The sequence below is a fragment of the Oricola cellulosilytica genome (genome assembly GCF_019966575.1).
Classification (GTDB): Bacteria; Pseudomonadota; Alphaproteobacteria; order Rhizobiales; family Rhizobiaceae; genus Oricola; species Oricola cellulosilytica.
The window spans coordinates 80,708-96,995 of record NZ_JAINFK010000004.1 but is presented as its reverse complement, the minus strand read 5'-3'; the positions used below and the strand labels follow the sequence as shown (position 1 = coordinate 96,995).

Sequence of the window (16,288 nt, the reverse complement as noted above, 5' to 3'; positions counted from 1 at the left end):
CCGGTGGCCGGCAACCGCCTGTTTTTCGCGCTGTGCGCGCTCGCCGTCCTCGCGATCGGGCTTCTGAGCTATGCGGCCGCGGCGCACGACGCGCCTGGGACCGCCGCGCATCCCGAAGGCTGGGCATATCCCCTGGCTTGCTGTTCCGGTTATGATTGCCGTCCTGTGTCTGCGGCATGGATCCAAGAGCGTGGCGGCGCGTTTGTCATTCCGACGACGGGGGAATTGATCCCCTACACCGACACGCGCATCAAGGCGTCGCCGGACGGCCAGTATCACTGGTGCTCGAAATACGGCCGGGACGACACCGACACGATCTGCCTGTTCGTGTCGCCCAGGAGCTTCTGACATGGCCGGGGCGGGCGCCAACCACGGGAGCGGCCGCGATGTCGCGCGAAGTGCATGAAACCGGACGAACTGGAAGAACACCTCAACCGGCTGGTCGAGGCGCTGGATCGCCGCGAGATCACGATTTTCTCGCGCGACGAGGCGGGCGCGCTGAAGGAAATCGCGACGCTCTCGGCCGAGGACCGCGAGGCCCTGCGCGAGATCACGAAATTCTGGCGCGCGGCGAAGGGATCTGCGTGGCTTGCTGGCCTACTTATGAGCGGGTTGAAATGGGCTGCTGGCCTGGTCGCGATCTGGATCGCGTTCAAGGCCGGGCTTCTCGACTGGCTTCGCGGGGAGCTAAGGCCGTGATCCGCATGCTGGCCGGGCCGGCGATCGGCTTCCTGATCGCCTTCGCCGCCGTCTCAGCCTGGCAGACGACGATGCCGGTCACCGTGCTGATGCGGCCGCATGCCTGGAGCCTCGCCGGCGGCGCCGCGACGGCCACCGTCGCCGGCTACAAGCTGCGCGACTGCAGCGTCGTCGCCGACAGCTTCGTCGGCTTCGCCCGCACCGGCGGTGTCTGGCAGGAAGACGTGCCGTTCGATTTTCCCGGCGACCGTTCGCCCAACTCCTCGAAGCCGTCCGCCCTGCAAAAGCAGTCCTTCGGCAAGTGGCGCTGGAACCTCGCCGCCTATCCCGGCGCGACGTATGTCAAGATGACCATGCAGCACCTGTGCGGCGATGACGTGCGCTTGAGCGTGTTCGGCCCGTGGGAACTGCCGAAACCGGGCAGTCTCACGCCAAATCACACGGGCCTTCCGGCCAAGTGACTGATTTCAAACGATCCTGCGAAAACTCTTAATCAGCGGGTCCAGGGTTCGAGTCCCTGCTCACCCACCAGGGATTTCCAATCGTAGCAACGGCTTCCGCGGCTTAAGCCGATCCACCAAGCGGGCGGCGGCGTTCCGCTTGGTGAATGACGACGACGGCGACGTTTCTCCCTCGCCGCCTCATTGGTTCTTTGCAGGAGCAAAGTTTCTTGTCAGTTCGTCCGCCATGCTCTGCCAGGAGTATTTCTGAAGGGATGACTGGATGTTCGGACGCAGTTCCCCCGCAGCAAGCGAAGTAATTTTCTCACGCAACAGATCGGCGAGGTGTTCGTCGTTTCCCGCCTCGAAAAGCCAGCCGGTTTCGCCGTCGACAACGACGTCGGAGAGTCCCGGAAGGTTGCTGGCGATAACCGGGCGGCCGTACCATTGTGCGAGGGCTGCAACCCCGGAGCCGGTTGCTGAGCGGTACGGCAAGAGCACAGCGTCGCTTCGATGAAAAAGCTCGGCGGCAACTTCATCGGAAACATATCGCGGGACAATCTCAACCTTCTCGTTCAAATCGAGTTTGGCAACCAGGTCTTCGGTCTCTCTCAGGCCGCTCCAGAATTCGCCGGCGATCGTGAACCGCACGTCTTCCAGGCCGCTGCGTGCGATCCCCCTGAGGGCAATGTCGAGACCCTTATAGGGGCGAACTAGTCCGAAATACAAAAGTTCCAATCCTGCCCGTCTTGGAAGGGTGCCGGTCGGAGGCGGATAATCGTCAAAGACGGGATGGGGGCGAATGCTGACAGGCCTGCCGGGGACGAGTCGCTCGAGAGACGCCTTTACCGAAGCATTGTGTGTCATGAAAAAGCCGGCTTGCCGGAGCTGAAAACGAGAGAACGCCCGCTTCCAGGCGGCTGCTTCGTGATCTTCCGCATTGTGTACGATCATCGCCACCGGCACGCCTTGGCGCCGCAGCGATCGCGCGATGAACCCCAGGCATGGGGCGAGAAAGAATGTCCAGGCCGGAATTACGACGAGGTCGGGCCTGTCACTCAGAACTCTGGCGATCACCCTCCTCCAGGTGAGCGGATTGATCGAATCCAGTTCGCGACTTGCATCAAGATCGTGCGGGAGCCGCGCGTCCCTTAGCGTGTCATCCGCGCCGGGGTAGAGAAAGCGGGGATATTGCCGGGCGAAGGAAATGATGCTCACGGTAATGCCGTTCCTGCCCGCGAGTTCGCGCGCAAGCGCGGTCGTATGGCGCGCGATGCCGCTGCGAAGCGGCAGAACCGGGCCGATGATGGCGATTTTCATTCGAAATTCCTGGGTCAGCTTCTGGTTTTAAGAAAGTCTTTTTCCTTTCGAAGTCAGAAATTTTCCTGCTGGAAGCGAAATTTCCACTGATCTATGCCGGATGGAGGATCAGGAAGAAGCAGATACGGATTGATGATGCATCCGCGTGACGAAGCCAGTTCCTTGGGCACGGTGACGGTCGTCATTCCCGTTTTCGGGGAAGGACCGCATCTGGAGAGGGTGGTTACGGCACTGCTTGCACAAACGCCAAGGATCGAACGAATCATTGTCTCGCATAGCGGACCTGGAGATCCGACGACGCGTTTTTCGGACGTACCCGAAGTTACAGTGCTGCATTCGGCCGAGCGACTCTATGCGGGCGCCGCGCGCAATCGCGGACTCGCCATCGCCGATACCGAGTGGGTAGCATTCATCGACGAGGACGTGATCGCAGACCGGAGTTGGCATGCCGGCCTGCTGGCGGCTATCGGCGAAGGGCAGGCAGACTGCATCGTCGGTTCGGTTGGATATGCAGAAACCGGCGGTTACTGGGGCATGTGCGTTTGGTTTATCGAGTTCGGCAGCGTCCATCCGTATCTTCCGCCAAGGGACATAATTGCCGGCCCCTCAGCCAATATAGCGATACGGCGTTCCGCCCTTGTAAATGCAGGCGGCTTTCCCGAGCACTGGAGACGGGGACAAGACGCGATTGCCCAAATGAGGCTGCGAGAGAACGGCGCACAAATTGTGTTCAGCCCGCAGATTAAGAGCGGACATGTAAACCTGCACGGACTTCGAAGGATGATATCCCACCTATACGATATGGGCCGATCGGGATGCAGAGTCAGGCGGAATTTCGCGATGCCGGGCACCTCAGCGGCTAATTATCCAGTACTTACAATAGCACTCTTGCCCGCAAGGCTGCTTCAGATGACAAGAAGGGCCGCCGCCCCCGGCGCCCCTTTGGCTAAGTTTCTTGCTTGCTTTCCCGGCATCCTGGTGGGTCTGATCGCCTGGAACGTCGGTTTTAGTGCTGAATCATTTGCAAGCCGGAGAACTGACATTTCAAGCTATTATTAGCTTTTATTTCTTTACTATAAATATATTTCGAATATTAATAAATAATCTATTAAAAAATAGACGGTCTGGATAGCATAAAAAAGACATAATGTAATAATATAAGCTTATAAATACTTTTTTTCTTTACGATATAGCAAACCGATCGAAGAATAATGTCTATAATATAATATTAGCAATTTTACTCCAAAATAATCTGTCTTTATTTTATCAAAAATCATCTTTCTGCCACGCGTCGCGTTTGAAAAACAGGTACTTATCCTTTCCACATTTGAAGCGCTATAATATACTAAAGATTCCTGCGCGAAGTCGAATTTACAGTGCTTTGAAAGACGGTAGTAAATATCCCAATCCTGACAACTTGGGAGGTTATCGTCAAATCCGTCGACAATTATTAAAAATGATTTTCGAATTATTGCGACAGAGGTAGTTCCGATAATATTTCTTGATGCGATGTCGAACTTAAATTGATCCCAATCCTCGTTCGATGGCGCCGCGCGATCTAACAGTACTCTTCTTGTCGCTGAATCGACTTTCAAGAAGCCGCAATATATCATTCCCGCTGTCGGATTTGTCTCAATAATTTTAAATTGCTTGGCCAGTTTCTTCGGATGCCAGCTATCGTCCGAGTCGAGAAATGCAATCCAATCGCCTTTCGCTTGGTGCCATCCGGAATTTCGTGCAGCGCTGCCTCCCAGATTTTTTGAATGTTTGATTACGGATATCAGTTCATTGCCACGGGCCAACTCCGTGGCGACGTCAAAGGTCCCGTCAGTGGACCCATCATCGACAATTATAATTTCATCGGGAGGAAGGGTTTGGCGCAGCACGCTGCCGACGGCGCTCGGCAGTTCAGCACTTCTTTTATGTGCCGGAATGACAACAGAAACACTCAAAGTGCCGCCCTGCCGTTTTCAGTGCACACAAACAACACATCGCCGCGCTTGAGCGCGAGACGACTGACATCGGGTTCTTTCGCAACGACCATTGTCGGGTCAAACCCGGATCGTTCGATTCTTTCGCGGATATCGGCTCCGAAATAGCGGACATGATCTCGCTGGCCGAAGTGCAACTTCCGGTCTGTATCGGACAAGATGCCCGGATTTTCGTACGTCTCCGGCCACGACCAGATAACGGGCGTCATCAGGAGCAATAAACCTCCGGGCCGCAAAATGCGGTGAAGTTCCGCGAACGCTCTGGTATCATCGACATGCTCGAGTACATGGGAGCAAATAGTTACATCATAGCTGCAATCTGGGAGGTTTATTTGTTCGAGATCGATTGATATATCGGCTTTTGTTCCATCAATGTCAGCAGTTACATACTTTCCCGCCATTGGTGCGATAAACGCGGTGACCGCAGCTTCCGGTGCGAAATGTAATATCTCGCGTCCCTGTATCCTGTCGTGGTGCGCCTGTATCCAAAGCTTCATGAAGCGGTGCCGTTCCAAACTCTCGCATGACGGACACCCTGCATCGTACCGTGGCGGGCTGCCGTAAGGATAGAAATGGCCAAAATACCCACATATGTTGCATTCGCGCGAAGCAACCGGCGATTGCAACAAGAGTTTTGCGCAAGACCTGAATTTGTGCCTTAGGAGATTTAATCTCGATCGCCGGCTCCCGGTTCTCATATCATCTCCCTCGCACCGTCTGCGAGCTTTGGTTTTTCCGCCACCAGAATGTAGCCGAGGGGTACCTTATCTGCCTTCGATCCGGAGGCATTTCGAATGGCTGGGATAGACAGAATCCAGCTCGCGAAAAAATTGACGATTCCTGTTGCCCTCATTTTCGAGCCCGCAATCTTGGCGACGAGGTCGAACAATACCTCGAGGGGGCCTCCGAACGGGTAAAGTTCAACAAGTTGCAAGCCGCTGTCACTGGTCATTTTTTCCAACGCATAGCGGGTATAGCGAAAATAGTCGTGCGGCGCCTCATGTACCCAATAAAGAAAGGGAACGCCGACAATCAATTTTCCATCTTCCTTCAAAATCCGCGCGGAGCTCCGAAGAAACTCGTACGGGTCGTGCAAATGCTCAATCACGTCAGTAGCAATCACCGTGTCGAAACTTCCGGGCGGCATATCAAGTGGCGCGTTAAGATCGGCAAAGAGATCAATGTGCGACAAGTTGTGAAAACTGTTGGGCCAATCAACACAGAAAACTTCTGACGCAAGGCTCCTGTACATTCCGTAGAGCGGAACTGTACCGCACCCGAGATCAGCAATACGGCCATGCGCGTGCGTATCCAGTGCGCGCGCATAGGCCTTCGCCACCAAATCCACAAAAAGATGAGAGGTTGCGGGAACAACGGATCGGTTGCAGCGCCAGCGGCCTCGACTGTCTTTCGAAAATTTTGTTTCTGTCCAAGCACTCTCATTACGCATCAGCGGCCACCGCGTATTTTAACGCAGACTTGAGTCTACCGTAAGTTTCATCGCCGAACGTAAACACATAGCCGATTTCTCCAGCGTGAAGTTCTTCAGAACGCGTTCGCGGCCTGCCTTTCCCATTTTTCCGGCGCGAGCCGGATCGTTCAGCAACTCGGCCATAGCCGCAGCCATGGCGTCGATATCGTGCTCTTCGACCAAGAGGCCGGTCACGCCGCCGACAACAGCCTCAGATATGCCGGCATGGCGTGTGGAAACGACTGGCAAACCGGCTGCCATGGCCTCAAGCATAGAGACTGGCAAGCCCTCGGTGTCCCCGTTCGCGGCGGTCACGGAGTGCTGCACGAAAATAGCCGCTTCGCTCATGAAGCGCGCGACGTTTTCGTGGTCCTGCGCGCCATAAAGCAAAACCCGCCTTTGTAGCCCTAAAGCGGCAATGCCATCGCGGCAGGCCTCCAAAAGCGGGCCGTCGCCGATAAAATGCAGCCTCGTTTGCGGAAACCGTTCTGCAATCAATCCAAATGCCTTGATCGTGTTAAGCGGGGCTTTCTTGGGCACCAGCCGCCCGACTGCTACAATGCCGGACGGACGTTGGCTGCCTGTCGCAAAAAACTCCGGATCTATGCCGCACGGACAAACACTGATCTTCGTATTGTCGCAGCCCGCTGCAACCAATTTGCTCCTGAGAAAAACGGACGGAACAATCACGCCATCGCAGAGCTGGAACAACCGTCGATAATGCCTCAGCCACAATTCGCGACCCATTAGAAGAGAGGCATCGTAGCCATGAAAATGCACGTAAAGCGGCGTATCGGTCCTCAGGCAGCTGTCAAGAAGATAGCACCCGGTCGGACCATATTCAGCCAGGACGACCGGAGACGGCAGGCCATTTAGAAATGATATGACGCGACGAGATTGTTGCGGAAACAGCCCCGCAGCGAAACGCAGGCTCAGGGTGTTGTAAATGCCGATCAGGAACCGTCGAAGGAGCGGGCCAGGCGAGGACCAGCTCGGGCGCAATCCGGCAAGCATGGGGCCGCTGAAGCCGGGTACCGTATTTTCGGAAAGGCACATGATTGCGGTCTCGCCGGGTGCTATGGTGCGCACATGATTCCGGATGAAGGTTTCCGATGGTCTGGTAAAATCCGGAGCGGCTATAACGAGCATTTTCAGCAGTTATTTATTGCGCAAAATGCGAGTCTTATAGTACCATATTCTATATGGACGGTATAATCTTGTCAATGTTCCGCGGATTAATCTTGTAAGAAATTTGTCATAGATCTTTATTAATTGATAATCGTAAATTCTTTCGAATACACAATGTATATACTGGTCTTTGTACCACGCATCTTTTTTTTCAAAAGCCCTAAGATCCCATCCATAGGCACCAGCTTCAATACAAATTTGATTGATTTCTATTACGTTGTCAATAATTTGTAATTCTTCTGTCTGATTTCTCTTTACAAATTTTATATATTCCGGATTTGGATACGTAATTATTAAAAGTGAATCTTTTTTAGAAATTTTTTTAATTTTGGAAAAAATATTTTTTCTGTCTGTTTCTGGTATGTGCTCTATGACATCAAAAAGTGCAATAATGTTGTAGCCGTTGGGAGAAAATGACTTTAATATCGAAAATTGCTCTGTGATATCAGATCTGAAGAAAGTGACATTTCCTAACTTTATTGTTCTTTTTGCGTAGGCTATATTTTTGTGAGATATATCGACTCCTACGACCCTAGCGTTTGGATAGCGCTTACCGGCCGCTTCTGATATCATCCCTATCCCACAACCTATGTCTGCTACCACGTCGCCATCTCTCATGCATGAGAGCAAAAGCTGCTTCGCTCGTTCTAGTCTGATGTTCCCTTTTATCCTATATTTTATCATTCGGTCTTCAAGGAACTTATCGTAGTAATGCTCGACATTTTTATTTATCACAGCCCTGCCCCTTTTTTAATATACTAAAAATTTTATTTGTAATTCTGTAGGTGTTATTCACGTTTTTGTATTCTATTGATATTATAAAAGTAATATATAATATAAGTGATAATATTATTGTTATTATTATGTTATAAAATGTTTTCAAATCGATCAAAATTTCTGAAATCTTATAACCTGCAATCCCGGCTATTGCACCTGCGACTATTTTAGGGGTGATAGTTGAGAATACCATCTTCGATTCTATGTGCGTATTTTGTGTAGCGAATGGAATACCGGTGAAAAGTAGGAGGCTCACGCTGACGCTATATGCCAATGCCATCCCCTCTGAGCCAAATGGCAGGCCCATCAAAAAGGAAACTATGATCACTGAGGTAGCAAGACATCCCCATATAAACATCCGGTCAGTACGTCCTAGTGAAATGAAGATCCACCCGGTCGTATTCAGTGGCGTTGTGGCGAACATTGAGATGGACAGAAGTGCGAAAATGTCGGCGACTTGTTCCCAGCCAGGACCGAAAATTAGCGCCGTCAGCGGTCGCGCTGTGGCGATAAGGAGCGCCGTAATAGCTGATGAAACCAGCGTCACCGTCGCGAGCGCGTCCAGATAGAGTTGCTTCCAGCGAACGGGGTCGGTCTGCAGCCGGCTCAAGGCAGGAATGACAGCCGACCCTACTGGTGCGTTGATCAGAGACAGTGGCAATGTCAGCAACTGGTAGGCACGGCTATAAAATCCGAGTTCTATGGCCCCCCAGCGCCAGCCGATCAACACGTCATCGAATTGACGGTGGAAGTAATTGACGAAATTGAAACCGGTGAATTGGATCCCGAAAGTGAGCGCAGTTCGAATTTTCTTCCAGCTGGAAATACGTCCCGGCCGCCACGGGCAAACGGCCCAGACCAGGCTCGTCCCGAGCAGCGCGGATGTCCAGCCCTGAGCCACCAACGCCCAATAACCGGTATCGGTTTTCCAGGCCAGACCTACCCCGACGATCGCTCCCGCCAGTTGAGCGGAAATGCCTGTCCACTGGATCGCGGCCCAGCGCATGCCACGCTGGAGCAGCGCTCCGTGCTGCGCCCCAGCTGCGACGAGCGGAATCTGCGCCGCAAGCGCCACGACTACGCCCGAGACGCGTGGATCGCCGAAAAACATGGCGACGAGCGGCGCCACCGCTATCGTGATCGTCATGAGCGCCACCCCGGCCGCAAGGTTGATATAAAAAAGGGCGCTAACGGTCCCGTCGTCAATTTCCTTGCGCTGGACGGTCGCTGCCGACAGGCCGAGATCCGTAAACAGGCCAACAAAAATCGTGACGGTCGCCGCCATTGCCACCAATCCGAAATCCTCCGGCGCAAGCAGTCGAGCGAGAATGGCAAGCGAGGCGAGCTGGATGATGATGCGAATTAGCCGACCACCAACGGCGACAATGCTACCGCTGGCAACACGGTATCCGAGGTCGGCCATCAGATGGTCGGTTTCGAGGATGTACCGCTCTCTTTTCTTGTCAGGATTTTTCACCCGGGGATTCCGCTGCGCGATCCCGTTCTTGGCCTTTCAGAACTTACGAACGGGGGGGCGGACTTATCTAGCGCGGTGTCGACCGGCAGGCGTCCCCGACATGGCTTGCCGGTGGCCGGCGTGTGTTCCGGATTATCCGTCGATACGTGTTCCGATACGGGCAAGCGCACTACGAAGGCCGCTCCCTTTCCATGCCGGGCTCAAGCCGGATCCGTCTGTTGTGCGAAATAATATCTCATTCGAGAGCCAGACACGCAATGCAGCGCACATCGAGGCGAGGCCGACGTCTGAAGCTGACGCGGTTGAATGCCGTGCCCAGGGTGCGGGATGAAGTAAGCTTGAAGCTGCAGTCTCAGGCGGATTGGCGGTTCAGACGACTTTGACCGTCAGGCTTCCCAGCCCCTCGATAATCGCTTCCATCGTGTCGCCCTTTTCGACGGCGGCGACGCCTGAAGGAGTGCCCGACATGATGATGTCGCCGGCCGCCAGCTCGAAATACTCCGAAAGGTAGGAAATCATTTCCGGTACCTTCCAGATCATTTGGTTGAGGTCGCCTTCCTGGCGGAGATCACCATTGACCTTGAGCTCGATTCTTCCCTCGGCGAGATGGCCAACCTCGGTCGCGGGCTGGAGCGGACCGACAGGCACGGATCGCTCGAAAGCCTTCCCTATTTCCCACGGGCGGCCGAGCTTCTTGGCCTCGGCCTGGCGATCGCGGCGGGTCATATCCAGCGAAACCGCGTAGCCCCATACGTGATCGAGCGCCTCCGTCGTGGCGATGTTCGTGCCTCCCGACTTCAGAGCGACGATGAGTTCCACCTCGTGATGAACGTCCGAACTGTGCGGAGGGTAGGGGAACTCCCCGGACGGATCGAGGTTGTCCGGATTCTTCTGGAAGAAAAAGGGGGCCTCGCGATCCGGATCGTGTCCCATCTCCACGGCGTGGGCTGCGTAATTTCGGCCGATGCAATAGATCCGCCGCACAGGGAACCGGCCCCCGCCAGCCACGGGTACCGCCACGATTGGCGGCTTGGGGATCACATATTCGGACATGTTGGAGGCTCCCTGACTTGAAAGATCCGGGTTCTCTTACGTCAAACCATGATACAGATCAATCTCGACCAATTCATAAATTTGTATATTGCTTGTCGAAACTATCGGTACATGTTAAGGAATTCCAGGCCCATATCGAAAATTGGTTGACCAATTCGGATGTTTTTTGCTGATGCTGCAACAATCGATCAATGAAGACGCTGAGGTGGGCCGGCTGCGGGCCTACATTGCCGATAACAGGTTGGAAACGGGTGCACGATTGCCGGCAGAGCGCGAATTGACCGAGAAGCTTGGAATGAAGCGAACGGTGCTCCGCAAGGCGCTGGACGTTCTGGAGCGCGAAGGTGCGATTTGGCGGCACGTAGGGAAGGGAACCTTCGTCGCTGGTGGCGGCGCCGGCCGCCCGGACAACGTGCTGATTGAACTCGGCCGTCAGTTGACGCCCTTTCGCATGATGCGCGCACGTCTTGCCATAGAGCCTGCGCTTGCCCGGGAAGCGGCGGTCAACGCGCCCGGCGCGGCAATGACCCGGATGCAACTGGCAATGGAGCGCGCCCATTCGGCGTCGAGTTGGAATGATTACGAGGTTCAGGACGACATCTTCCATCGCTCGATCGCCGAGGCGAGTGACAATTTGCTGCTGCTGGCGCTTTTCGATCAGTTGAACCAGGTCCGGCGCGCGGTGACGTGGGGTAGTGTCAGCCGCGAGACCGCGCGGCCGGCGCCGGATCATTTGAGTTTTGCCGAGCACGAGGCCATCGCTTCCGCGATCGCGGAGCGTAACCCGGAGGGCGCACACGATGCGATGCGGGGTCACTTGCGGTCAGTTGCCCGGCGTCTGTTCGAGGAGGTTTGACGCGGAGAAAACAACTGCGGGTCAAATAGGGTGCCAGTGCGCCCTGAACGCTAACAACGTCACTCTAGTTTCTGGGAGGAAATCTAATGATGAAACTCTTGAGGAAAATCGCCCAACTGGCATTTGCCGTGCCGGTCGTTGCAGGCCTGGTGATGTCCGCGACTTATGCAGACACGATCAAGATCGCGCTGGCTGAGACGCCTTCCGATGAGCTTGCAGCATTCTTCGTGGCGCTGGACCGGGCCAAGGCGAACGGGCTCGATTACGAATGGACCGCCTTCTCGGATGAGGAACTGGCGATCCAGGCTGTGCTCAGCGGCCAGATGGACATCGGATTCGGGACCCCCTACGCCGCGATGCAACGCTCGAAGGCGCCGCTCCGCATCGTATTCCAGCTCTCCAAGTTAAAGTTCTTTCCCGTGACAACGAAGAAATACGAGAAGCTGGAGGACCTTGATGGCGAGCCAATCCTCCTGCATTCGCGCGGCGGCGGCACTGATTCCATTGCCAACGTGATCGAGGACCGGTTGGGTATCGAGTTTGGCGAACGATCCTACGTGCCCGGCTCCTCGAACCGAGTTGCTGCTCTGCTCGGTGGTCGGGCGGATGCCACGATCATCGACCTGTCGAACAAGAACAAGCTGATGCGTAGCGAGGCCGGCAAGGACTTCAACGTGCTCGAAATGTTCGACGTGGACGCCAGCGACGAGGCGCTCTTCGCCAACCTAAACTGGATCCAGGAGAATGAGGAAGACGTGCAGATCCTGATCGACGCGCTCGTCAGCGTCTACAAGGACATGCATGACGATCCGACTTTCGTCCGGCGGGAGACAAACCCGGACGGGCCGATCGGCCAACTGCCCGAGGAGATTCTCGCCGAGCTCGACGGATTCTACACCGATGCAGTCGAGGCGGGTCTTTACGATCCGAATGGCGGCGGCCGGAAGGCCGCGCAGGCCGACATGGAGTGGTACTCTGCGGCTGGTCAGCTCGATGGCGACCCCTCCGAACTGAACATCGAGGACTTCTGGTACCTGAAGCCTCTGGATGCGGCGACCGAATGAGACAGGTCGCCCCTGTATCCATAGCGGGGGCGCCTCCGGGCGCTCCCACAGCAGGGAAACGATCGATCGCGCCCAGCCGTTCGCTCGTGCTGAAGATCCTGTCCGCTGCAATCCTTTTCGGCGCTTGGGAAATCGCTGGCCGCATACCGGTCAGCTACGCTTTCCCGACATTCGTGGAATCGATGGCCGCGCTGTTCCGTCTGGCTGCAGATGGCACGCTGTGGACGGCATATGCCGAAACCCTTCAACCGCTGGTCGTCGGGGTCACGATCTCTGCTCTGCTCGGCATCGCCATCGGACTCTGGGTCGGACTGAGCGAATTCTTCGATTGGCTGTTCTCGCCAATCTTCATCGTGATGCAGGCGGCGCCGCTGGCGGCCTTGATCCCGCTTCTGGTGCTGGCCTATGGCATCGGGCTGACCTCAAAAGTGCTCGTGGTGTGCATCATGGCGATGCCGGTCATCGTGCTGAACACCGCCAGCGCGGTGCGCAACACGCCCGAGTCCATGAAGGAGATGGCGCGCGCCTACTTGGCCACCGATCTTACGATCCTTCTGAAGATAATCATTCCCGCTGCCTCCCCGGTGATCTTTGCCGGGCTGCGGCTCGGCATCTCGGCAGGCTTCATCGGCGCGATCCTGGCCGAATTGAAGATCACACCCACCGGTGTGGGCGACATCATTACCTTCAGTCGCTCCATCGCCGACTACCCGACGATGTATGCGGCCATCTTCTCGATCATCCTTCTTGCGGTCCTTTTCCTGAACCTTCTGGAATGGATCGAGGCGGTGCTCTTCAAAGGAAACCAACGTGGCTATGTCTCAGATTAAACCAGCGCTGGTGGCCGTGCCCGGGTCGGACATCGCTGTATCGACCCGTAATATCACTAAATTCTATGGCTATGTCGAAGCCCTTCGTGATCTCTCGTTGGAGTTTCCACGCGGACAACTGACGTCGCTTCTTGGGCCCTCGGGGTGTGGAAAGACCACGCTGCTAAAGATTATCGGGGGGTTACTTGAACCGACATCGGGCGAGGTGGAGGTAAATGGCCAGACCGTCACCGGGCCGGGTCCCGACCGCGCCTTCGTCTTCCAGGATTTTGCCTTGCTCCCCTGGGCGAGCGTCATGCGCAACGTGGCCTTCGGTCTGGAGATGCGCGGCGTGGGGCGCTCCGAGCGCGAGGACATCGCGGCGCGCTACATCAAGGAGGTCGGCCTCGCCGGGTTCGAAAAGGCCTATCCGCACCAATTGTCGGGCGGCATGCGCCAGCGCGTTGGCCTTGCCCGGGCGCTCTCGGTGGATGCCCAGGTGCTGCTGATGGACGAGCCGTTTTCGGCGGTCGACGAGCAGACGCGGCGCAAGTTTCAGGAAGACCTGCTTTCGCTGGTGCAAAACGAAAACAAGACCTTCATCTTCGTCACCCACTCGATCGAAGAGGCAGTCTATGTCTCCGATCAGATCGCGATCCTTCTGCCGCGGCCGAGCCGCGTCTCCGAGATCATCCGTCCCAGCAATTTCCGCGAGAAGGGCGTCGACAACATCCGCCGTGACCCGGAATATCTCGACATCGTCGACCAGATCTGGAGCTCATTGCGTTCCTATGTGGAATAGACCATGACCGTTTTCGGATACCGCCTGCCCGGCATGTCGTCGCTGCTGATCTGGGGCCTTCTGTGGGAGGTCGTCGGCCAACTCGACCTGACCTTCTTCATTCCGGCGTTGTCGGAGGTCATCAGCACCCTGTTCACGGTGATCCAGACTTCCGCGTTTCAGGTTGCATTGGCAGAGACGGCCTATGCCTTTCTGGCCGGCGTGTTCTTCGCCATTGTGATCGGCATACCCATTGGAATTCTGATGGGCAAGAACCGCCTGATTGACGAGATGCTCCTGCCTTGGGTGAACGTGTTCCTCAGCGCACCGCTCACCGCCCTGGTGCCGGTGCTGATGGTACTGTTCGGATTTGGAATGAAGTCGATCATTATCACCACCACGCTGTTCGCGATCTGGATCATTATCCTGAACGCACGCGCCGGCGTGAAGCAGATCAACCGGTCCTTGGTCGAGATGGCCCGCAGCTTTGGCGCAAGCCCTGTTGATGCCTTCACCAAAATCTACTTTTGGGCGGCATTGCCCGAAATCCTCGGCGGCGTGCGCATCGGCGTTATCCGGGCAGTCAAGGGCGTGATCATCGGCCAGCTGCTGATTTCGATCGTCGGCTTCGGTGCGCTGTTCGAGCTCTACTCGGCCAATTTCCTGATGAGCCACTTCTGGGCCGTACTGATCGTCCTCTTCGCGCTTGCCTTCACGATCTCGGAATTCCTGGCCTATCTGGAGCGCCGGGTCTCCTACTATGCGGCGAAGCGGTAGCCCCGGCGCCAGACAGAAATGAAATCTTCGACAAGGAAGGTGAAATGCCCGGCACCATGAAAGCGCTATTCGCGCATCACGATGATGATCTGCCCGCCATCGGGGCGCCGGACCGCGCATGGCTCAGCTACGGTACGCTGCGGCGGCTTTCAGAGGATGTAGGAGAGACATTACGCGCGGCCGGTATCGACGCCGGAGACCGGGTCGCCATCGTTCTTCCGAACGGGCCGGAGATGGCGACCGCGTTCGTGACCATTGCACAGGTAGCCGTCACCGCGCCGTTGAACCCGGCCTACCGGCAGGAGGAATACGAATTCTACTTGGACGATCTGAAGGCGAAGGCGCTTGTCGTCGAAGAAGGTTATGACGGCCCGGCACTGACGGCGGCCCGCAAATTCGGCATGACGATTTTTCGGCTGCAGACCGCGACGGATCATCCTGCAGGCCAGATCACGATCACTGCGGAGAATGGCGCCGATGCCGCCGCCTCCGACAGGACGGAACCGGGCCCGGACGATATCGCGCTGATCCTGCACACATCGGGGACCACATCGCGGCCGAAGATCGTGCCGCTCTTGCAGACGAACGTCGCCGCGTCCGCTCGTCACATCAGCACGACGCTTGCGCTGACGCCTGAAGACCGCTGTCTGAACGTCATGCCGCTATTCCATATTCACGGGCTCATCGCCGCAGTCACGGCTTCGCTTGTGGCCGGTGCCTCGATCTGGTGCGCCCCCGGGTTCGACGCACTGAGGTTCTTCGGCTGGATGAAGGAGGCGCAACCGAGCTGGTACACGGCCGTTCCGACCATGCATCAGGCTATCCTGGCTCGCGCAGACCGCAACCGGGAGGTAATCGACGCGACACCGCTGCGGTTCGTGCGGTCCTCCTCCGCTTCGTTGCCGGCTCAAGTGATGACGGTGCTGCAGCAAACGTTCGCCGCCCCTGTTATCGAAGCTTACGGCATGACGGAGGCGACCCATCAGATGACTAGCAATCCGCTTCCGCCGCTGCCGCAGAAGCCGGGCTCGGTCGGGATTGCCGCCGGTCCGGTCGTTCGCATCGCGCACGAGACCGAGAACCGGCTGATCGAGGGGACGGGTGAAGTCGTGATCTCCGGGCCGAATGTCACGCCCGGCTATGAAGGCAATCCCGAGGCGAACGAGAAGAGCTTTTTCATGGCCGATGGATTACGGTGGTTTCGCACTGGCGATCAGGGGGCGTTCGATGCGGACGGCTATTTGAATCTGACCGGACGGTTGAAGGAAATCATCAACCGCGGCGGGGAAAAGATCAGCCCGTTGGAGGTTGACGGCGTGTTGCTGGACTACCCGGCTATCGCTCAGGCGGTGACGTTCGCGCTTCCGCATCCGAAGCTGGGCGAGGATGTTGCCGCGGCGGTTGTGCTGCGGGACGGCGCGACGTCGACGGAGCGCGATATCCGCGATTTCGTCGCTGCCCGGCTGGCCGATTTCAAGGTCCCGCGCAAGATCGTGATCGTCGATGAAATCCCGAAGGGCGCGACGGGCAAGATGCAGCGCATCAATCTTGCCGAAAAACTGGGGCTGACGCAGACGGCCTGACG

The 16,288-nt window shown here is 56.4% G+C and carries 18 protein-coding genes; 10 read left to right on the top strand and 8 right to left on the bottom strand.

The window, feature by feature from the left end; genetic code table 11:
- The first annotated feature begins 3 nt into the window (after window positions 1-3).
- Genes LC298_RS10480 through LC298_RS10470 form a run of 3 tightly spaced genes read left to right on the top strand, consistent with a single transcriptional unit; the run spans window position 4 to window position 1,160 of the window.
- Window positions 4-348, top strand: coding sequence for a hypothetical protein (locus tag LC298_RS10480; RefSeq protein WP_131566823.1), 345 nt, complete (start codon window positions 4-6; stop codon window positions 346-348).
- Window positions 349-402: 54 nt separating this feature from the next.
- Window positions 403-699, top strand: a complete 297-nt coding sequence (locus LC298_RS10475) for a hypothetical protein (protein ID WP_131566820.1) — start codon at window positions 403-405, stop codon at window positions 697-699.
- Complete coding sequence (locus tag LC298_RS10470; protein WP_131566817.1) at window positions 696-1,160, top strand: hypothetical protein; 465 nt, start codon at window positions 696-698, stop codon at window positions 1,158-1,160. Before LC298_RS10475 ends, LC298_RS10470 begins: the two co-directional genes overlap by 4 nt.
- Before the next feature lie 180 nt (window positions 1,161-1,340).
- On the opposite strand, the gene LC298_RS10465 is transcribed toward LC298_RS10470, so the two are convergent.
- Window positions 1,341-2,459, bottom strand: a complete 1,119-nt coding sequence (locus LC298_RS10465; RefSeq protein ID WP_131566814.1) for a glycosyltransferase — start codon at window positions 2,457-2,459, stop codon at window positions 1,341-1,343.
- Between the two features lie 132 nt (window positions 2,460-2,591).
- Between LC298_RS10465 and LC298_RS10460 the strand changes: the two genes are divergently transcribed.
- On the top strand, window positions 2,592-3,518 hold the full coding sequence (locus tag LC298_RS10460; protein WP_223385641.1) for a glycosyltransferase family 2 protein: 927 nt from the start codon (window positions 2,592-2,594) through the stop codon (window positions 3,516-3,518).
- A gap of 104 nt (window positions 3,519-3,622) precedes the next feature.
- Here LC298_RS10460 and LC298_RS10455 read toward each other — a convergent pair whose 3' ends face one another.
- The 7 genes from LC298_RS10455 to LC298_RS10425 all read right to left on the bottom strand — a co-directional run bounded on the left by LC298_RS10455 (window position 3,623) and on the right by LC298_RS10425 (window position 10,416).
- Window positions 3,623-4,411 carry a glycosyltransferase family 2 protein gene (locus tag LC298_RS10455; protein WP_131566808.1) on the bottom strand — a complete coding sequence of 263 codons (789 nt, stop codon included), beginning with the start codon at window positions 4,409-4,411 and terminating at the stop codon, window positions 3,623-3,625.
- On the bottom strand, window positions 4,408-4,947 hold the full coding sequence (locus LC298_RS10450) for a class I SAM-dependent methyltransferase (protein WP_158284709.1): 540 nt from the start codon (window positions 4,945-4,947) through the stop codon (window positions 4,408-4,410). Before LC298_RS10450 ends, LC298_RS10455 begins: the two co-directional genes overlap by 4 nt.
- 197 nt (window positions 4,948-5,144) lie before the next feature.
- Complete coding sequence (locus LC298_RS10445) at window positions 5,145-5,900, bottom strand: class I SAM-dependent methyltransferase (RefSeq protein WP_131566802.1); 756 nt, start codon at window positions 5,898-5,900, stop codon at window positions 5,145-5,147.
- A gap of 18 nt (window positions 5,901-5,918) precedes the next feature.
- Window positions 5,919-6,935: a glycosyltransferase gene (locus tag LC298_RS10440; protein WP_223385631.1), complete on the bottom strand. Its 1,017-nt coding sequence runs from the start codon at window positions 6,933-6,935 to the stop codon at window positions 5,919-5,921.
- A 144-nt stretch (window positions 6,936-7,079) separates the two neighbouring features.
- A complete protein-coding gene (locus tag LC298_RS10435) occupies window positions 7,080-7,793 on the bottom strand; it encodes a class I SAM-dependent methyltransferase (protein WP_131566796.1) in 714 nt (237 codons plus the stop codon).
- 40 nt (window positions 7,794-7,833) lie between these two features.
- A complete protein-coding gene (locus LC298_RS10430; RefSeq protein WP_131566793.1) occupies window positions 7,834-9,363 on the bottom strand; it encodes a lipopolysaccharide biosynthesis protein in 1,530 nt (509 codons plus the stop codon).
- Between the two features lie 369 nt (window positions 9,364-9,732).
- Window positions 9,733-10,416: a fumarylacetoacetate hydrolase family protein gene (locus tag LC298_RS10425; RefSeq protein WP_131566790.1), complete on the bottom strand. Its 684-nt coding sequence runs from the start codon at window positions 10,414-10,416 to the stop codon at window positions 9,733-9,735.
- 172 nt (window positions 10,417-10,588) lie between these two features.
- On the opposite strand from LC298_RS10425, the gene LC298_RS10420 reads away from it, so the two are divergent.
- The 6 genes from LC298_RS10420 to LC298_RS10395 all read left to right on the top strand — a co-directional run bounded on the left by LC298_RS10420 (window position 10,589) and on the right by LC298_RS10395 (window position 16,286).
- Window positions 10,589-11,272: a FadR/GntR family transcriptional regulator gene (locus LC298_RS10420; protein WP_131566787.1), complete on the top strand. Its 684-nt coding sequence runs from the start codon at window positions 10,589-10,591 to the stop codon at window positions 11,270-11,272.
- A gap of 89 nt (window positions 11,273-11,361) precedes the next feature.
- Complete coding sequence (locus tag LC298_RS10415; RefSeq protein ID WP_223385630.1) at window positions 11,362-12,336, top strand: ABC transporter substrate-binding protein; 975 nt, start codon at window positions 11,362-11,364, stop codon at window positions 12,334-12,336.
- 182 nt (window positions 12,337-12,518) lie between these two features.
- A complete protein-coding gene (locus LC298_RS10410; RefSeq protein ID WP_223385629.1) occupies window positions 12,519-13,166 on the top strand; it encodes an ABC transporter permease in 648 nt (215 codons plus the stop codon).
- Window positions 13,153-13,947: an ABC transporter ATP-binding protein gene (locus tag LC298_RS10405; protein ID WP_131567631.1), complete on the top strand. Its 795-nt coding sequence runs from the start codon at window positions 13,153-13,155 to the stop codon at window positions 13,945-13,947. Before LC298_RS10410 ends, LC298_RS10405 begins: the two co-directional genes overlap by 14 nt.
- 3 nt (window positions 13,948-13,950) lie before the next feature.
- On the top strand, window positions 13,951-14,703 hold the full coding sequence (locus tag LC298_RS10400; RefSeq protein ID WP_131566777.1) for an ABC transporter permease: 753 nt from the start codon (window positions 13,951-13,953) through the stop codon (window positions 14,701-14,703).
- Between the two features lie 44 nt (window positions 14,704-14,747).
- Window positions 14,748-16,286 (top strand): acyl--CoA ligase, encoded by a 1,539-nt coding sequence (locus LC298_RS10395; RefSeq protein WP_131566775.1) that lies wholly within the window; start codon window positions 14,748-14,750, stop codon window positions 16,284-16,286.
- Window positions 16,287-16,288: the final 2 nt, after the last annotated feature.